This window comes from Phascolarctobacterium faecium, assembly GCF_003945365.1.
GTDB lineage: Bacteria > Bacillota > Negativicutes > Acidaminococcales > Acidaminococcaceae > Phascolarctobacterium > Phascolarctobacterium faecium.
In genome coordinates this window covers 991,633-1,005,809 of record NZ_AP019004.1, presented here as the reverse complement: position 1 = coordinate 1,005,809, position 14,177 = coordinate 991,633, and the positions used below count along the sequence as shown (strand labels likewise).

At 48.6% G+C, this 14,177-nt stretch carries 14 protein-coding genes, 1 pseudogene and 2 other annotated features; of the genes and pseudogenes, 4 read left to right on the top strand and 11 right to left on the bottom strand.

Features of this window, described 5'->3' with window-relative positions; translation table 11 throughout:
- Positions 1–9: 9 nt before the first annotated feature.
- Positions 10–819, bottom strand: a pseudogene (locus PFJ30894_RS11910) (arylamine N-acetyltransferase family protein).
- Between the two features lie 194 nt (positions 820–1,013).
- Between PFJ30894_RS11910 and PFJ30894_RS04860 the strand changes: the two are divergent.
- From PFJ30894_RS04860 to rsgA, 3 genes are all read left to right on the top strand, one after another.
- Positions 1,014–1,214 carry a 4Fe-4S binding protein gene (locus PFJ30894_RS04860; RefSeq protein WP_021717331.1) on the top strand — a complete coding sequence of 67 codons (201 nt, stop codon included), beginning with the start codon at positions 1,014–1,016 and terminating at the stop codon, positions 1,212–1,214.
- Positions 1,207–1,782: a 4Fe-4S binding protein gene (locus PFJ30894_RS04855; protein WP_125669182.1), complete on the top strand. Its 576-nt coding sequence runs from the start codon at positions 1,207–1,209 to the stop codon at positions 1,780–1,782. The genes PFJ30894_RS04860 and PFJ30894_RS04855 overlap by 8 nt, the downstream gene beginning before the upstream one ends.
- 475 nt (positions 1,783–2,257) lie before the next feature.
- Positions 2,258–3,337: a ribosome small subunit-dependent GTPase A gene (rsgA, locus tag PFJ30894_RS04850; protein WP_125669181.1), complete on the top strand. Its 1,080-nt coding sequence runs from the start codon at positions 2,258–2,260 to the stop codon at positions 3,335–3,337.
- 83 nt (positions 3,338–3,420) lie between these two features.
- On the opposite strand, the gene ilvB is transcribed toward rsgA, so the two are convergent.
- The 6 genes from ilvB to ilvN form a co-directional block, all read right to left on the bottom strand.
- Positions 3,421–5,076: a biosynthetic-type acetolactate synthase large subunit gene (ilvB, locus tag PFJ30894_RS04845; RefSeq protein WP_113077293.1), complete on the bottom strand. Its 1,656-nt coding sequence runs from the start codon at positions 5,074–5,076 to the stop codon at positions 3,421–3,423.
- A 32-nt stretch (positions 5,077–5,108) separates the two neighbouring features.
- Positions 5,109–6,179 carry a 3-isopropylmalate dehydrogenase gene (leuB, locus tag PFJ30894_RS04840; RefSeq protein ID WP_125669180.1) on the bottom strand — a complete coding sequence of 357 codons (1,071 nt, stop codon included), beginning with the start codon at positions 6,177–6,179 and terminating at the stop codon, positions 5,109–5,111.
- Positions 6,176–6,661, bottom strand: coding sequence for a 3-isopropylmalate dehydratase small subunit (locus tag PFJ30894_RS04835; RefSeq protein ID WP_125669179.1), 486 nt, complete (start codon positions 6,659–6,661; stop codon positions 6,176–6,178). The genes leuB and PFJ30894_RS04835 overlap by 4 nt, the downstream gene beginning before the upstream one ends.
- Positions 6,658–7,920 carry a 3-isopropylmalate dehydratase large subunit gene (leuC, locus tag PFJ30894_RS04830; RefSeq protein WP_125669178.1) on the bottom strand — a complete coding sequence of 421 codons (1,263 nt, stop codon included), beginning with the start codon at positions 7,918–7,920 and terminating at the stop codon, positions 6,658–6,660. Before leuC ends, PFJ30894_RS04835 begins: the two co-directional genes overlap by 4 nt.
- A gap of 74 nt (positions 7,921–7,994) precedes the next feature.
- Positions 7,995–8,987 carry a ketol-acid reductoisomerase gene (gene ilvC, locus PFJ30894_RS04825; protein WP_125669177.1) on the bottom strand — a complete coding sequence of 331 codons (993 nt, stop codon included), beginning with the start codon at positions 8,985–8,987 and terminating at the stop codon, positions 7,995–7,997.
- A 59-nt stretch (positions 8,988–9,046) separates the two neighbouring features.
- Positions 9,047–9,586, bottom strand: coding sequence for an acetolactate synthase small subunit (ilvN, locus tag PFJ30894_RS04820; protein ID WP_021717323.1), 540 nt, complete (start codon positions 9,584–9,586; stop codon positions 9,047–9,049).
- A gap of 54 nt (positions 9,587–9,640) precedes the next feature.
- Positions 9,641–9,860 (bottom strand) — a binding site (T-box leader).
- A 206-nt stretch (positions 9,861–10,066) separates the two neighbouring features.
- Here ilvN and PFJ30894_RS04815 point away from each other — a divergent pair.
- On the top strand, positions 10,067–10,639 hold the full coding sequence (locus PFJ30894_RS04815) for a xanthine phosphoribosyltransferase (protein WP_113077298.1): 573 nt from the start codon (positions 10,067–10,069) through the stop codon (positions 10,637–10,639).
- A 55-nt stretch (positions 10,640–10,694) separates the two neighbouring features.
- Here the strand turns inward: PFJ30894_RS04815 and PFJ30894_RS11810 are convergent, their stop codons facing one another.
- The 4 genes from PFJ30894_RS11810 to PFJ30894_RS04800 form a co-directional block, all read right to left on the bottom strand.
- Complete coding sequence (locus PFJ30894_RS11810) at positions 10,695–10,850, bottom strand: hypothetical protein (RefSeq protein WP_021717321.1); 156 nt, start codon at positions 10,848–10,850, stop codon at positions 10,695–10,697.
- Entirely contained in the window at positions 10,847–12,421 is a 1,575-nt protein-coding gene (gene serA, locus PFJ30894_RS04810) for a phosphoglycerate dehydrogenase (RefSeq protein WP_167457024.1), read from the bottom strand. Before serA ends, PFJ30894_RS11810 begins: the two co-directional genes overlap by 4 nt.
- Before the next feature lie 55 nt (positions 12,422–12,476).
- Positions 12,477–12,681 (bottom strand) — a binding site (T-box leader).
- 88 nt (positions 12,682–12,769) lie between these two features.
- Positions 12,770–12,991 (bottom strand): hypothetical protein, encoded by a 222-nt coding sequence (locus PFJ30894_RS04805; protein ID WP_021717319.1) that lies wholly within the window; start codon positions 12,989–12,991, stop codon positions 12,770–12,772.
- A complete protein-coding gene (locus tag PFJ30894_RS04800; RefSeq protein ID WP_125669176.1) occupies positions 12,978–14,165 on the bottom strand; it encodes a DNA recombination protein RmuC in 1,188 nt (395 codons plus the stop codon). Before PFJ30894_RS04800 ends, PFJ30894_RS04805 begins: the two co-directional genes overlap by 14 nt.
- Positions 14,166–14,177 lie beyond the last annotated feature (12 nt).

The following is a 14,177-nucleotide window of genomic DNA, read 5'->3' as shown; positions in this document are numbered from 1 at the left end:
AGCTAAAATTTAATCATTCTGGTCAATACCGCCATTAGGCAGCGGATAATCGACGGCAATACCGAAATACTCCCACAGCACTCCCTTTAAGTCGTATTTAGTATTGATGGTATAGCGGTATTTGACACGTCCGCCCAGATAAAACTTTAAAAGATTTCCCCTGATCGTTATATTGCAGTCTTCGCGAAAAACAGAGATCGCTTTGCCTTTATTGAGCGGCGAATCCGGATGAAGGTCGGTATAAATGCAGGCGGGAATAAAATCCATATCCAGCTGCGGTTCTTCTGTAAAGCCAAACAGCCTTTTCCAGGGTTTACGCCATTCCTTCTGCCACAGCAGCCAGCCAAAGAACGGATCGCGGCTGAATTTATATTCGCTGATACCGTCACTCTACACTTTGCCCTCTGCCATTTCGAGCGGACAGCGCGGACTTTCACTGTTGACGCCAACATCAGTCAGATAACGTTTATCTTCCAGTTCGATGCACATTACCCGATGCCGGCGGATCTGGTATTCCTCCAGCCTGTCGATAAAACGGGCAGCATAACTTGTGACTTTATAGCCCAGGGATTCCAGCAGCCAATTATACAGGCCGTTCAGCTCAAAGCAAATGCCGCCGCGGTTTTTCATAATGATTTTGGCAAACATATCATCATGCTCGAGCGAAGTCAGCCTGCCGCCCAAAATATCCAGATTCTCATAGGGCACATATTTCAAATGCGCGTCCTGCAGCAGCTTCAGCGTCGCCAGGTCAGGCGGCGGTACGACCTGCGGCAGATGCAGTTTACGCAGATATTGACATAATTGCCAATGGTTCATCAATGCGGTTTGCTTTTTCATTCCCATCACTCCATCCGCAATTATTCTCTTTCTTTTATTGTACCGCAAAAATACGTGTTACTGCAGAAAATTTTACAACGCTGCGGCTTAACCTGCAGTTAATAAAATATGGCTAAAAGATCATAAATAGGTTACAATAAAGTTAGAATGAATCTTGTCGGTGAGGCGATAAAATGAGTAGCAAGCGTTATGCGCAAGTTGATAAGGAATATTGTGTATCCTGCGGCACCTGCACTAAGGCCTGTCCGCTTCAGGCGATCAGCGTGCCCGATGGTATCAGCGCAGTTGTAGAACTGGCTCGCTGCATCGGCTGCGGTCTGTGCGCCCGCGAATGTCCGGCATCGGTGATCAAGGTGGTGACTGCTGATGTCTAAACGCAATCACTGGTATGATTATCTTTGGGTCCTGACGGCGCTGTATCTGGCTCTGGGCTTTTTTAATATTCTTTTCGCCTGGCTGGGACTGCTGTGCTTTTTCATTCCGCTTATCATGGCTTCTACATTCGGCACTAAATCATATTGCAATAAATACTGCGGCCGCGGGCAGCTGTTCGAGCTGATCGGCAACAGCTGGAAGCTTTCACCAAAACGCGATATCCCCTCCTGGCTGCGCTCACATACCTTCCGTTATGGCTTCTTGCTGTTTTTTACAACGATGTTTGTCAATATGCTGGTTTCTACCTACCTGGTCTTTACCCATGCTATCTATTTTCATAAGACAGTCAGCTTGCTGTGGACTTTTGACGTACCCTGGCACTGGGCTTACAGCGGCGGTGCGCAGCCATGGGTCGCGCAATTTGCTTTTGGATTTTACAGCATCATGCTGACCTCCAGCATTCTCGGTATCATCACGCTGCTGCTGTTCAAGCCGCGTTCCTGGTGCGTTTATTGCCCTATGGGCACGATAACGCAGCTCATCTGCCGCTTGAAACACCGCAAATAAACAACAGCTAAAAAGCAGTACACGTTTTCAAACGTGTACTGCTTTTATTATGCCAATTTCCGGGCAATCAGCACATCCATGCAATGCTGATATATTTTCTGTTAATAACATTATTCTCGCCTCTTTCTTTCAGTATAACAAACCTCATGGCGAACTCAATAACTTGTTTTTTGAAAACCAGTTCTTATCCAAACTCCAGTTTAAGTACTGTTTAACATTAAATATTTCTAATATATTTAATTATATAATACCGCTATTGACAAATATTCACTTATAGAATACGATGAAACCATACTGAAAGTTCAGCCTGTAAAATACAGGTATGTCCTGCAGATAAATCTATTAAGAAAAGAGGAATTTTTTATGTTTACATATGGTACATCGGATATTGCAGCAGACCGGGAGGTTTGCATAATCTAATATTTTGCCGAACCTCCCAAAAGGCTTTAATATAACCTTTAGGAGGATAAAAAAATTGTCTAAAATAAATTTACAAACATTAGGATTTTCCGCGAAATTCGCTGAAGAAGCAGCCAGTTTTGGCTGTTTCCCTGTCGGACGCATTTCAGCCCAGTATAAGGATCTTTACCGTGTCATAACCGAAACCGGAGAAGTATTGGCAGAGGTTTCAGGCAAGCTGCGCTTTAATGCCGCCGCACTTTCAGATTTCCCTGCCGTCGGTGATTTTGTTCTGCTTGACCGCACAGATACTTTTGAAGGAAGAGCGATCATCCATCATGTACTGCGCCGCAAAAGCGCGTTTATCCGCAAAGCTGCCGGTACAGGTAACGCTGAGCAGGTAGTAGCCAGCAATATCGATACGATATTCATCTGTATGTCATTGAACAGCGATTTTAATCTGCGGCGTCTGGAACGGTATTTAGCCATTGCCTGGAGCAGCGGCGCACTGCCGATAGTCATTTTAACCAAAGCTGATTTATGTAATGACGTAGCTGCTAAAAAAGCGGCGGCCGAGTCCGTTGCCATCGGCGCTGAAATACTTGTCACTTCTTCACTGGCCGATGCCGGTCACGAGCAAATACTTCCCTGCCTGAAGTGCGGCAGTACGGCTACCTTCATCGGTTCCTCAGGCGTAGGCAAATCAACTCTTATCAACCGTTTGGCCGGCACTGAATTTGTTACCAACGGTTTGCGAAATGATGATAAGGGCCGGCATACAACAACCAGACGCGAACTCATCACCCTTACAAACGAGGCTTTAGTCATCGATACTCCGGGAATGCGGGAACTGGGTTTAGAAACGGCTGATTTATCCAAAAGCTTTGCTGATATCGACGAACTGTCCCAGCAATGCCGTTTTCGTGATTGTACCCATACCCACGAAACAGGCTGTGCCGTTCAGCAAGCTATCACAGACGGAATACTTGCCGCGGACAGACTGGCCAGCTATCAAAAGCTGCAGAAGGAAGTACGCTATGAAGGCCTTGATTCCAAACAGATCGAACTGGAAAAATTCAGTACCATGTTCAAAGATATTGGCGGTATGAAAAAAGCTCGCAAATTTCTGCATGACAACGACAAGCGCAGACGCTGAAAACTGTGCCGGTAATATTATCAACCGTAAATGACCGACAATAAAAAGAAACCAGCGTGTACTATAAAGTACACGCTGGTTTTTTATTGCTCTTTAAATTTTACAAAGTCACCGATTCCCAAACCGGGAGTGACCATCGGCTGTACCATATTTTTAGGGTCAAGAGCAACTTCGATGATATAAGGCGCGTCCAGCTGCATAGCTTTTTCAACTGCTGCTGCCAGGGCTTCAGGCGTATCGACATGCTCTCCGGCTACGCCAAAGGCTTCGCCGTATTTGACAAAATCGACATAGCCGGGCATTTCGCAGGAAGTAAACCGTTTATTGAACTGCACGGTCTGCAACTGACGAATCATGCCTAAGCCGCTGTTATTAAAGACTATCGCCGTCACCGGCAATTTATAGCTGGCGATCGTAAACAACTCCGAGCCGGTCATTTTGAATCCGCCGTCACCGCTGATACTGATCACCCTGCTTTTGGGGCGGGCCAGCTGTGCGCCCATAGCCGCCGGCAAGCCAAAGCCCATCGTTCCCAATCCGCCTGAAGAAATCCACTGGCGGGCAAACTGGATCTTGATATGCTGAGCAGCCCACATCTGATGCTGCCCGACGTCCGTAGTGATAATATAATCCTTATCTTTGATAACCGGGTTCAGGGCCTTGAAAAACTGCGGTGCAGCTTCGCCGCCGAAGTCCTCGTCCATACTGGGCCAGCTTTCGATCAGCTGCCACCAGGCATCAAGATCATGCTTGACGCTGCCTGCCTCCAGCATTTGCAAAGTTGTGTTCATATGACCGGAAATACCGATACTGGAATAAATATTTTTATCCAGCTCCGCCGGGTCGATATCTAAATGGATAACAGTTTTATTCGCGCTATAACTGCTGCGTTCACCGGTAACACGATCGTTAAACCGGCTGCCAACAGCCAGGATAAGATCGGCTTCCTTAACGGCGTTGTTGGCGCGTTCGTGTCCGTGCAGTCCCGTCATCCCTAAAAACAGACTGCGGTAGGCACTGATAGCGCCTAATCCCATCAGGGTGCTGACAACCGGGATACGCAGCTTTTCGCATAAATGCATGGCATCATATTCCGCATCGGCATTGATAACACCGCCGCCTACAAGCATGACCGGGCGCTGCGAAGCATTGATTGCCGCCACTGCGGCAGCGATCTGTTTTTCTTCCGGCAGCTCTTTCGCCAGCGGTTCCAGCTCGCCCGGCTCATAATCAAGCAAAGCGGTCTGCACATCGCGCGGCACATCTACCAGCACCGGGCCGGGACGGCCTGTTTTCGCCAGCTGGAAGGCCAGCCGGATCGTCTGCGCTAAATGTTCAGGACGCTTGACCAGGAAATTATGTTTGGTGATCGGCATGGTGATCCCGGTGATATCTACTTCCTGAAATGCGTCGCGTCCGATCATTGCCACCGGCACCTGGCCGGTAATCGCTACGACAGGTATCGAATCTAAAAAAGCATTGGCGAGCCCCGTAACCAGATTGGTCGCTCCGGGGCCGGAAGTCGCTATACAGACGCCGACCTGACCGCCTGCACGGGCATAACCGTCAGCAGCATGGGCAGCCCCCTGTTCATGTGCCGTCAGGATATGCCGAATGTCAGCCGCTTCACGCAAAGCGTCATAAAAAGGCAGGATCGCCCCGCCGGGGTAACCAAAAACCGTAGTAACTCCTTGCTCTGCCAAACATTTGACCATTACTTCTGCGCCGGTCATCTGCATAAACTCACTTCCTTCCAATACTCAAAAATACATCAGGCCAGTTCTGCGGCGATCAGCTGCCCCATCTGCGAGGTCGAAACTTTAGTCAGACCTTCACCGCAGAGATCAGGAGTGCGATAACCTTTTTCCAAAACTCTGTCAATTGCCGCTTCGATAGCCTCGGCAGCAGCATCCTGATCCAAGGAATAACGCAGCATCATAGCTACGGAATAAATAGTTCCCAAGGGGTTAGCGATGCCCTGCCCTGCAATATCAGGAGCACTGCCGTGAATAGGCTCATACATACCGGTGCTGTCACCAAGGCTTGCAGAAGGGAGCATTCCGATACTCCCGGCAATCACTGACGCTTCATCCGAAAGGATATCGCCGAAAATATTATTGGTAAGCACTACATCGAACTGGCCCGGATTGAGCACCAGCTGCATAGCACAGTTATCTACATAGAAATTATTCAGTTCGATCCCGCTGTAATCCTGCGCCTGCATTTCGCCAACTATACGGCGCCACATCCTGGATGAAGCCAATACGTTAGCTTTATCGACGGAAGTTACTTTACCGCGGCGCTTTTTAGCAGCTTCAAAAGCAAATCTGGCAATGCGTTCTACTTCCGGGCGGGTATAGATTTCAACGTCAGAAGCCGTCTCTACGCCATCAGCATCAGGAGCAGCTTCATTTTTAGCGCCGAAATAAATGCCGCCGGTCAGTTCGCGTACGATCAAAAGATCAGTGCCGCTGACGCGTTCATTTTTAAGCGGTGATAAATGTGCGACAAAACGGGAAACCTTGATCGGACGCAGGTTACAGTACAGACCCAACGCTTTACGAATTCCAAGCAGCCCCTTTTCAGGACGGATCTCGGGAGCAACATTATCCCATTTGGGTCCGCCCACAGCACCTAGAAGCACGGCATCAGCAGTTTTTGCAGATGCAATAGTAGCTTCCGGCAGCGGTACTCCTGTAGCGTCGATAGCGGCGCCGCCGATCAGCTGTTTATCATATTCTATAGTCATACCGAATTTTTTGGCAGCAGCATCAAGTACTTCCACAGCGGCGTCAACAATCTCGACGCCAATGCCGTCGCCCGGCAGTAAAGTGATCTTCATTCTTGGTGTTCTCCTTTGACATAGTTGATAAGGCCGCCGCAGTCAGCGATCTTTTGAATAAATTCCGGCAATGGTTTGGTTTGGATAGTAATGCCTTTGTTAACGATTTTGATCTCGCCAGCAGCCATATTTACATCCAATTCATCACCGGCTGCAATTTTTTCAACATCCTTGCCAATTTCCAGCACCGGCAGCCCGATGTTGATTGCATTGCGGTAAAAAATACGGGCAAAACTGTCGGCAATAATGCATTTTACGCCTTTGACTTTGATAACGACAGGAGCATGCTCGCGCGAAGAACCACAGCCGAAGTTTTTGCCGGCAACAACATAGTCGCCCGGCTGCACGTTAGAAGCAAAAGTAGTATCGATATCTTCCATAGCGTGCTCGGCCAATTCGTCAAAATCAGCAATATTCAAATAACGGGCGGGTATGATAACGTCGGTATCGACGTGGTCGCCGTAACGCCATACTTTACTCATTTCATTACCTCCTCAGGGCTTGCGATATAGCCTGTGATCGCACTGGCAGCCGCCACATAGGGGCTGGCCAGATAGACCTCGCTGTCGACATGCCCCATACGTCCGCGGAAATTACGGTTGGTAGTCGAAACAGCACGTTCGCCAGCGGCCAGAATACCCATATAACCACCCAGGCACGGTCCGCAGGTAGGGGTGGAAACTGCCGCACCGGCATCGATAAAGGTATCAATATAGCCTAAACGCATAGCTTCTTTATAAATTTCCTGAGTAGCAGGAATAATAATAGCGCGGACATGCGGATGTACCTTACGCCCCTGCATCACCTCAGCAGCCTGCTGCAGGTCTTCCAGACGACCGTTAGTGCAGGAACCGACAACGACCTGATCGATCTTGATATGGCCGGATTCAGACGCCGGATGTGTATTTTCAGGCAGATGCGGATACGAAACGACCGGCACCAGATCATCTAATTTGATAGTGATCACACGGTCATATACTGCGTCAGCATCGGCAGTAACCGCTGTCCACTGACGGCTGACACGACCATTGAGATAGGCAATAGTTTTTTCGTCGACCGGGAAAATACCATTTTTGCCGCCGGCTTCGATCGCCATATTGCAGATAGTAAAACGGTCGGACATTGCCAGTTCGGCAACGCCGTCGCCGCAGAATTCCAACGATTGATAACGGGCACCATCGACACCGATCATACCGATAAGCGTAAGAATGATATCTTTGCCCTTGACATATTTAGGCAGTTTACCGGTCAGCTCGACTTTGATCGTGGCAGGCACCTTGAACCAGGTAGTGCCGCTGGCCATAGCCGCACCAATATCGGTTTGACCCATGCCGGTGCTGAGCGCGTTCAGAGCGCCATAAGTACAAGTATGAGAATCGGCGCCAATAATGATCTCACCGGGAGCAACAAGACCGCTGTCAGGTAAAAGCGCATGCTCGATACCCATGCGGCCAACTTCAAAATAATTGGTGATTTCATGCTGACGTGCAAAATCGCGCATGCGTTTACACATAGTTGCCGACTTAATATCCTTACACGGAGAAAAATGGTCCGGAACTAACGCGATCTTATCCTTATCAAAAACAGGACGTCCGATTTTTTCAAATTCAGCTATCGCCGGCGGTCCGGTGATGTCGTTAGCTAAAACCAAATCCACCTGGGCAACCAGCAGATCACCTGCCTGGACCGCATCGCGGCCTGCATGTTGGGCCAGGATTTTTTCCGTCATTGTCATACCCATAACTATAACCCTCCTAAGTTTATACGAAGCAGATCGCGGGGCCTCAGCCCCGCTCTGCCTAAGGTGTGTACTGATTATTTTTTCATCCAGCTCATCATGCCGCGCAGATTTTTGCCGACTTCTTCGATCGGATGCTCGGCGCCTTTGCGGCGCATAGCATTGAACGCCGGACGGTTAGCCTGGTTTTCAAGGATCCAGTTCTTAGCAAAGGTACCGTCCTGGATCTCGGTCAGAACCTGTTTCATAGCAGCTTTAGTTTCGTCGGTGATGATACGTTTGCCGGTCACATAGTCGCCGTATTCGGCAGTATCAGAGATGGAGTGGCGCATTTTAGCCATACCGCCTTCATACATCAGGTCAACGATAAGTTTCATTTCATGCATACATTCAAAATATGCGCTTTCAGGTTTATAGCCTGCTTCTACCAGAGTTTCATAGCCTGCAGTGATCAGAGCGGTAACACCGCCGCAAAGCACAGCCTGTTCGCCGAAAAGATCTGTTTCAGTTTCTTCGCGGAAGGTAGTATCGAGCACGCCGGCACGTGTACCGCCAATGCCTTTGGCATAGGCAAGCGCAATGTCGTAAGCTTTGCCGCTGGCATCCTGATGCACAGCTACGAGACAGGGCACGCCTGCGCCTTCAGTAAAGACGCGGCGTACGAGATGACCTGGTCCTTTAGGAGCGACCATGAACACGTCGATGTCAGCAGGAGGTACGATTTGCCCAAAATGGATATTGAAACCATGCGCAAAAGCAAGAGCAGCACCGGCTTTCAGATTAGGCGCGATATCTTTTTTATAAGTGGCAGCCTGTTTTTCGTCAGGAATCAGCATCATGACTACGTCGGCTGCTTTAGCTGCATCAGCCGCAGTCATAACAGTCAGACCTGCCGCTTCTGCCTTGGCCCAGGATTTGGAGCCTTCATAAAGACCTACGATAACTTTAGCGCCGCTTTCTTTTAAGTTAAGGGCATGTGCATGGCCTTGAGAACCATAGCCGATAATGGCAATAGTTTTACCATTAAGCATTTCCCAGTTTGCGTCTTTGTCATAATACATTTTTACCATTGTGTCTACATCTCCTTTTTGTTTACCAGATTTATTTAATTTTGAGAACTGACATATTACTAAATAGCTGAAGGTTTACAACTGCTTTCAGGCCAGGAATAACGCGATTTGCTGACATCCATAGCCGCATCGCCCCGTTCCAGCGCCACAAGGCCGGTCTGTACCATTTCCAGGATACCGTAGGGACGCATCACGTCGACAAAAGCATTCAGCTTATCATCGATGCCTGTAGCCAGAAAGATAAGCGACTCCCCGGTTACATCGACAGCGTGGGCCCTGAAAACATCTGCCAGCCGCAGCAGCTCGAGCCGTTTATCACCGGCGTGCACCTTGACCATGACCATACTGCGTTTGGCACTTGCCTTAGGCGGCAGGACTTTCACAGCCTCTACCTCGACCAGCTTGGCCAACTGTTTGCAGACCTGCTTGATAGTTGCATCGTCAGCCTGCATGGTAACAGTCATCCGCGAAAATTCAGGATTCTGCGTAATGCCGACTGCCAGACTGTCGATATTAAAGCCGCGCCGCGAGAACATGCCCGCGACCCGCATCAGAACACCGGGCTGGTTACGCACTACGATAGATAGGATCTGCTCCATTTTGCCACCTCCCATGGAAAATTGGTATAAAAAAACGCCCCCACCTGCTTAGCAGATAGGGGCGACTTTCACCGCGGTACCACCCTAATTTGACCTCATTGTCTCAGAGCCTTCGCTCTAAACGCCTAACGCTGCGCCGGCGTCGTTTCCTACTGCTGGTTCAGAAACGCGGCTCCCGGGTGAGTCTTATCGCTGTACCGCTACGGCTTTCACCAACCGCCGTCTCTCTAAAATCGGTAACATCAGCAACTTTGTTCCCATTCAATGCCTTTATTATCAAGTTGTACAAACAAAAGCTAATTTGTTCGTGCTATGTTTTACATTATGCCAGCATTTTCTATGCTTGTCAAGATTTTTTTGTATCATTCTTTTGTGATTTTTCTGAATTTTGTTTTTCTTTTACAAAAACACTGGACTAAATGTCAATAATATCATATTCTATAATATTATAAGAAAGTAAAAAGTTCGAGGTGCTTGTCCATGAAACTGCTCAAAGAAAAAATCATGTCCGAAGGCTTGGTCTTAAACGACGCTATTTTAAAAGTCGATTCTTTTTTAAATCACCAGATCGACCCTGAATTGATGATGGAGATCGGCAAAGAATTCCACCGCCGTTTTTCAGGCTGCGGCATTACTAAAATCTTTACGATCGAGTCCTCAGGGATCGCCTGCGCCCTGCCTGCCGGTCTGTGTATGCATGTACCGGTAGTATTCGCACGCAAACAGAAATCGGCGCTTATGAGCAGCGAGGCTTACAGCACCAAAGTATACTCCTTCACCAAAAAAGTCACCAGTGATGTGACCGTGCTCAAAAAATTTTTACCGGCCGGCGAAAAAATCCTCATCATCGATGATTTTCTGGCTAACGGCGAAGCGGCCCTTGGTCTGGCTAACATCGTCCAGCAGGCCGGCAGCGAAGTAGTAGGTATCGGCATAGTTATCGAAAAATCATTCCAGCCGGGGCGTCAGCGCCTTATCGACGCCGGCTTCCGTGTAGAATCACTGGCCCGTGTCCAGGCCTTTAAAGACGGCAAAGTGATTTTTGCCGAATAATTTATCGGATATAGATACTAAAACACCCGTTACTCAATGAGTAACGGGTGTTTTTTTAATCGTTACGCCGTTTATATTTGATGAACATATGGCAAACAGCAAGTCCCATCACGATATATGCAAGAAGGTTGATATCCTCGTTCAAGTCCTTAAAAGCGACATAACCCATCAAAACGACGATACCAATTTCTCTGTTGAAGCTCGTAATCACAGTTTTACAAGGTTGACCTGCAGGATACCGTCGAGCCCCTGCAGCAGTTTCAGTGTTTCTTTACCTACTTCGCTGTCCACGGTCATAAACATCATGGCGTTACCGTCTTTAAGATTACGGCTGACCTGCATGGTCGCGATATTGACCTTGCTCGCACCTAAAAGCGTGCCGATCTGCCCGATCATACCGGGTTTATCCTGGTTGCGTGCCACCAGCATGAACGGAGCCGGAGTAAGGTCGAACTGGTAACCGTCGATTTCGATGACGCGGATCTCTTTTTCACCAAAGACAGTACCGGCTACGGTAAAGATATTACCTTTAGAATGGATCTTGACCTCTAAAAGATTATGTTTGCCTGCATGTTTGCTCTCTATAACGTCGACTCCGCGGCTTTCTGCAGTCAGCGCGGCATTGACATAATTAACGCGTTCCTTGAGGATGGGTTCAAAAACGCCTTTTAAAACAGCACGCGTCAGCATACCTGTTTCCATTTCTGCAACCTCGCCGGTATAGATGATCTCTACCTTTTCGACAGCTGCTTTTTCCAGCTGATAATAAAGCTTGCCCAGATATTCGCCCAAGGTCAGGTAGCCCTGCATTTCTTTCAGCTCTGTCGGCTGCAAAGTCGGCAGATTGACTGCATTCGGCACCATTTCTCCATGCAAAGCTGCAATGACCTCTTCTGCAATGGCAATACCCACATTATCCTGCGCTTCTGTTGTATCAGCACCAAGATGAGGCGTTAAGACACATTCCGGCAGATCGATCAGCGGCGAGATCGGTTTCGGTTCGTCTACCAGTACGTCGATACCGGCGCTGGCAACGATGCCTTCCTTGATAGCTGCCGCCAGGTCATTTTCATTGATCAGGCCACCGCGGGCGCAGTTTACTACACGCACGCCACGTTTGCATTTTGCAAATTCTTTGGCTGTGATCATATCAAAAGTTTCTTCCGTTTTAGGCGTATGGATACTGATAAAATCAGCTTGTTCCAGCAATTCATCCAGTGTTTCACATTTTTCGGCGCTGTATTTACGGAAACGTGCATCGGCAATATACGGATCATAAGCTACGATCTTCATCCCGAAAGCCTGAAGTCTGGTAGCCACCAAACCGCCGATACGGCCAAGGCCGATGATGCCCAGAGTTTTACCAAGCAGCTCGCTGCCTTTTAAACCGGTACGGTCCCAGACCCTGGATTCGATCATTTTATGAGCTTTGACGACATTACGGGCAGAACTCAGCAGCAGACCGATAGTATGCTCGGCAGCCGATACGATATTAGATTCCGGGGTATTGACAACGATAATACCGCGTTTAGTCGCCCCTTCCATCTCAATATTATCAACACCGTTGCCGGCGCGGCCAACCACCTTTAAATTAGTGGCGTGCTTATAAAATTCTTCATTGATCTTAGTAACGCTGCGAACTACGATTGCATCATATTCAGGAATGATCTTCAGCAGTTCTTCCCTTTCGATATCAAAACGCACGTCTACATCAAAATCCGGCACTGCCTGCAGCAAAGCCACACCTTTGTCGGAAATTTTTTCAGTTACAATAATTTTCATTGTCCATCGCTCCATTCACCTGTAAAATAAAAAACTCCCGGCTTGATCAATTACAATCAAGGACGAGAGTTCTACTCACGTGGTGCCACCTTTTTTCGCCGCACAGCGCGGCCTCATTGCCGATATATCGGTCGGACCCGGACAGGTTGCTACCCCTGTCTCCTCCGGAGCGGAATTCAGTTTTTAGACGTTACGGCTTGCACTGACCGCCGCTTCTCTTTGCCGCCTGCCAACTTACTTTTCTCCATCGTCGGATAAATGAACTATGTAATTTTCAAGCTTGTATCAATTATAGTCCGACACTTTTGGCTTGTCAAGCAGCACAAAAATGTTTTTGTGTAATACATCTTACAGTTTTTCCAACATTTTTATCAAAGGATAAATACCAACTGTCAAAGCAACAGCCATGCTGACACTGTCAATATCTATTTTGCCAATGTACAGGCTGTTCAGCCCTGCAGCAAAGATCATCGTCAGCCAGAACATAGCGTACAATGCCACAAAAATCTGCACCCACCAGGGCTGCTCCTTATAAAGCGGCTGTTCCTGTTCGTTATTATTCTCGTTCATGCAAAACCTCCTCCTGCCACTCCAAAGTATCTCCTTCGTCTTTCCTGCCGTCAAGACGTTTATTGATTACACGGCTGCGTCTGGCTGCAGCGTCGATATGCCCGCTGGCTTCCTGCAGTTTCTTTTTTGTTTTATCGAGCAATAAGCTGAAAGTCACAAAATCCTGCTTAACGGCAGCGATCGTTCGCCAGACTTCACCAGTACGTTTTTCGATAGCCAAAGTTTTAAAACCCATTTGCAGACTGTTGAGCAGCGCTGCCAAGGTAGTCGGCCCTGCCACGCAAACGCGGTACGTTCTCTGCAGCTCATCCAGCAGTCCCGGCAAATTTACCGCTTCGGCAAACAGCCCCTCGATCGGCAAATACATGATCGCAAAATCAGTCGTCTGCGGCGGACACAAATATTTATTCTGGATATCCCTGGCTTCACTTTTCAGCCGCCGTTCAAGCTGCTTGAGCGCAATATCGGCAGCAGCTGTATCAGCCTGCTCGCGCGCCTCCAGCAGGCGCTGAAAATCCTCCTGCGGAAATTTAGCATCAATCGGCAGCCATACCGTTTCATCCTTGCTGCCCGGCAGCTTCAGCGCAAATTCAACCCTTTCCGCACTGCCCTGCTTCACAGCAACATTTTCGGCAAATTGCTCCGGTGCCAGCAAATCACGCAGCAAAACTCCCAGCTGCATTTCGCCCCAGATACCACGGTTCTTTACATTAGAAAGGATGCGTTTCAAATCGCCGACACCGCCGGCCAGGGTCTGCATTTCACCTAACCCTCGATGAACCTGCTCCAACCGCAGGCTGACCTGCTGAAAGGATTCTCCCAACCGCCGTTCCAAAGTCGACTGCAGTTTTTCATCAACAGTCAGGCGGATCTGTTCCAAATTAGCCGCAGTGCTTTCCGTCAGCTTTTCCAGTTTTTTATCCAGCTGCTCTCCCAAACGGTCAGAAGCTGCCTGACTTTCCATTCTGGCCGCACGGGCCAGAGTGTTTTGTTCGCTGCGCAGATCGCGTACATTCTCATAAAAACGTCGTTCCAGGCTTTCCAGCTGACTGTTCACCTCAGCTCCCAGTTCTTGTCCCTGCTGCCGCCGTGTCTGCAGAAGCCGCCACAGCATTATGAAAATCACCGCCTGCATTAAAACCAGCAGCAATAATAGTATCGTTTCCACTGTCATAGCCAAACTCTC

Coding starts and splice junctions, on each gene's coding strand:
- PFJ30894_RS04860 (WP_021717331.1), top strand. CDS start 1,014: ATGAGTAGCAAGCGTTATGCGCAAGTTGATAAGGAATATTGTGTATCC.
- PFJ30894_RS04855 (WP_125669182.1), top strand. CDS start 1,207: ATGTCTAAACGCAATCACTGGTATGATTATCTTTGGGTCCTGACGGCG.
- ilvB (WP_113077293.1), bottom strand. CDS start 5,076: ATGCAGATGACCGGCGCAGAAGTAATGGTCAAATGTTTGGCAGAGCAA.
- leuB (WP_125669180.1), bottom strand. CDS start 6,179: ATGAAGATCACTTTACTGCCGGGCGACGGCATTGGCGTCGAGATTGTT.
- PFJ30894_RS04835 (WP_125669179.1), bottom strand. CDS start 6,661: ATGAGTAAAGTATGGCGTTACGGCGACCACGTCGATACCGACGTTATC.
- leuC (WP_125669178.1), bottom strand. CDS start 7,920: ATGGGTATGACAATGACGGAAAAAATCCTGGCCCAACATGCAGGCCGC.
- ilvC (WP_125669177.1), bottom strand. CDS start 8,987: ATGGTAAAAATGTATTATGACAAAGACGCAAACTGGGAAATGCTTAAT.
- ilvN (WP_021717323.1), bottom strand. CDS start 9,586: ATGGAGCAGATCCTATCTATCGTAGTGCGTAACCAGCCCGGTGTTCTG.
- PFJ30894_RS04815 (WP_113077298.1), top strand. CDS start 10,067: ATGAAACTGCTCAAAGAAAAAATCATGTCCGAAGGCTTGGTCTTAAAC.
- serA (WP_167457024.1), bottom strand. CDS start 12,421: ATGAAAATTATTGTAACTGAAAAAATTTCCGACAAAGGTGTGGCTTTG.
- PFJ30894_RS04805 (WP_021717319.1), bottom strand. CDS start 12,991: ATGAACGAGAATAATAACGAACAGGAACAGCCGCTTTATAAGGAGCAG.
- PFJ30894_RS04800 (WP_125669176.1), bottom strand. CDS start 14,165: ATGACAGTGGAAACGATACTATTATTGCTGCTGGTTTTAATGCAGGCG.